The 3109-nt window shown below is 48.9% G+C and carries 1 rRNA gene; it reads right to left on the reverse strand.

The annotated features are described in order from the left end of the window. Positions 1 to 141: 141 nt before the first annotated feature. Positions 142 to 3026: ribosomal RNA gene (locus KO505_RS08670) — 23S ribosomal RNA — on the reverse strand. Between the last annotated feature and the right edge of the window lie 83 nt (positions 3027 to 3109).

Consider the following 3109-nt stretch of genomic DNA (forward strand, 5'->3'; position numbering starts at 1 on the left):
GATTCAGGTGGTCCCACAGCGCTATTGCCACCAGACAAAAGCGTTATTGCGTATTTAACAATGGAAAGCTTCTTAACTGACGTATCAGTTAAGTAAAAAATAAAGAATTTGTATCATGTTTCAAGAACACTTAAGCGTTGTATGGTTAAGCCTCACGGGCAATTAGTATTGGTTAGCTTAACGCCTCACAGCGCTTCCACACCCAACCTATCAACGTTGTAGTCTTCAACAACCCTTTAGGACAGTTAAACTGTCAGGGATGACTCATCTCGAGGCTCGCTTCCCGCTTAGATGCTTTCAGCGGTTATCGATTCCGAACGTAGCTACCGGGCAATGCCATTGGCATGACAACCCGAACACCAGCGGTTCGTCCACTCCGGTCCTCTCGTACTAGGAGCAGCCCCTCTCAATCATCCAACGCCCACGGCAGATAGGGACCGAACTGTCTCACGACGTTCTAAACCCAGCTCGCGTACCACTTTAAATGGCGAACAGCCATACCCTTGGGACCGACTTCAGCCCCAGGATGTGATGAGCCGACATCGAGGTGCCAAACACCGCCGTCGATATGAACTCTTGGGCGGTATCAGCCTGTTATCCCCGGAGTACCTTTTATCCGTTGAGCGATGGCCCTTCCATACAGAGCCACCGGATCACTATGACCTACTTTCGTACCTGCTCGACATGTCCGTCTCGCAGTTAAGCTTGCTTCTACCATTACACTAACCGTACGATGTCCGACCGTACTTAGCAAACCTTCGTGCTCCTCCGTTACTCTTTGGGAGGAGACCGCCCCAGTCAAACTACCCACCAGACACTGTCCACAATCCCGATAAGGGACCAATGTTAGAACATCAAACATACAAGGGTGGTATTTCAAGATTGGCTCCACAAGAACTGGCGTCCTCGCTTCAAAGCCTCCCACCTATCCTACACATGTAGGCTCAATGTTCAGTGTCAAGCTGTAGTAAAGGTTCACGGGGTCTTTCCGTCTAGCCGCGGGTACACAGCATCTTCACTGCGATTTCAATTTCACTGAGTCTCGGGTGGAGACAGCGTGGCCATCATTACACCATTCGTGCAGGTCGGAACTTACCCGACAAGGAATTTCGCTACCTTAGGACCGTTATAGTTACGGCCGCCGTTTACCGGGGCTTCGATCATGAGCTTCTCTTGCGATAACCCAATCAATTAACCTTCCGGCACCGGGCAGGTGTCACACCGTATACGTCATCTTTCGATTTAGCACAGTGCTGTGTTTTTAATAAACAGTTGCAGCCACCAGGTCACTGCGACCGGCTTCAGCTTAGGGAGCAAGTCCCATCACCATAGCCGGCGTACCTTCTCCCGAAGTTACGGTACCATTTTGCCTAGTTCCTTCACCCGAGTTCTCTCAAGCGCCTTAGTATTCTCTACCTGACCACCTGTGTCGGTTTAGGGTACGGTTCTTAATCATCTGAAGCTTAGAGGCTTTTCCTGGAAGTATGGCATCAATGACTTCATCACCTTAGTGACTCGTCTCGTGTCTCAGCCTAGTGAATTCCCGGATTTGCCTAAGAATTCAGCCTACACACTTTCACACGGACAACCAACGCCGTGCTCACCTAGCCTTCTCCGTCCCCCCATCGCAATGATTAAAAGTACAGAAATATTAATCTGTTTCCCATCGACTACGCATCTCTGCCTCGCCTTAGGGGCCGACTTACCCTACCCTGATTAGCATGGGATAGGAACCCTTGGTCTTTCGGCGTGGGGGTTTTTCACCCCCATTATCGTTACTCATGTCAACATTCGCACTTCTGATATGTCCAGCAAACTTCTCAATTCACCTTCAACCACTTACAGAACGCTCCCCTACCTAGCGTAATAAATTACGCTACCGCAGCTTCGGTGTTATGTTTAGCCCCGTTACATCTTCCGCGCAGGCCGACTCGACTAGTGAGCTATTACGCTTTCTTTAAAGGGTGGCTGCTTCTAAGCCAACCTCCTAGCTGTCTAAGCCTTCCCACATCGTTTCCCACTTAACATAAACTTTGGGACCTTAGCTGGCGGTCTGGGTTGTTTCCCTCTCCACGACGAACGTTAGCACCCGCCGTGTGTCTCCCGGATATTACTTTACGGTATTCGGAGTTTGCATGGGGTTGGTAAGCCGGGATGGCCCCCTAGCCCAAACAGTGCTCTACCCCCGTAAGTATTCGTCCGAGGCTCTACCTAAATAGATTTCGGGGAGAACCAGCTATCTCCCGGTTTGATTAGCCTTTCACTCCTAGCCACAGGTCATCCCCTAACTTTTCAACGTTAGTGGGTTCGGTCCTCCAGTTGATGTTACTCAACCTTCAACCTGCCCATGGCTAGATCACCGGGTTTCGGGTCTATACCTTGCAACTATTTCGCCCAGTTAAGACTCGGTTTCCCTACGGCTCCCCTATTCGGTTAACCTTGCTACAAAATATAAGTCGTTGACCCATTATACAAAAGGTACGCAGTCACAGAACAAGTCTGCTCCTACTGCTTGTACGTATACGGTTTCAGGTTCTATTTCACTCCCCTCACAGGGGTTCTTTTCGCCTTTCCCTCACGGTACTGGTTCACTATCGGTCAATTGGGAGTATTTAGCCTTAGAGGATGGTCCCCCTATCTTCAGTCAAAGTTTCTCGTGCTCCGACCTACTTAATGTGTCCAACATGCTGCTTCGTGTACGGGGCTATCACCCTTTATTGCGGTACTTTCCAGAACCTTCCACTACAACATACTGAATCGGCTGTTTCCCTTTCGCTCGCCGCTACTCAGGAAATCTCGGTTGATTTCTTTTCCTCCGGGTACTTAGATGTTTCAGTTCTCCGGGTTTGCTTCGCATAGCTATGTATTCACTATGCGATACTGCACAAAATGCAGTGGGTTTCCCCATTCAGAAATTCTGGTCTATAACGGTTTTTATCACCTTAACCAGACTTATCGCAGATTAACACGTCTTTCATCGCCTCCAATTGCCAAGGCATCCACCGTATACGCTTATTCACTTAACCATACAACCTTAAATGCTCTCGCACTAAGTCGTAGGTTATGCCATTTTGATTGCGTTCGCTAAAAACACAATCGACATAAATAA

The sequence above is a fragment of the Psychrosphaera sp. F3M07 genome, assembly GCF_018860345.1.
GTDB classification, from domain to species: Bacteria; Pseudomonadota; Gammaproteobacteria; order Enterobacterales; family Alteromonadaceae; genus Psychrosphaera; species Psychrosphaera aquimarina.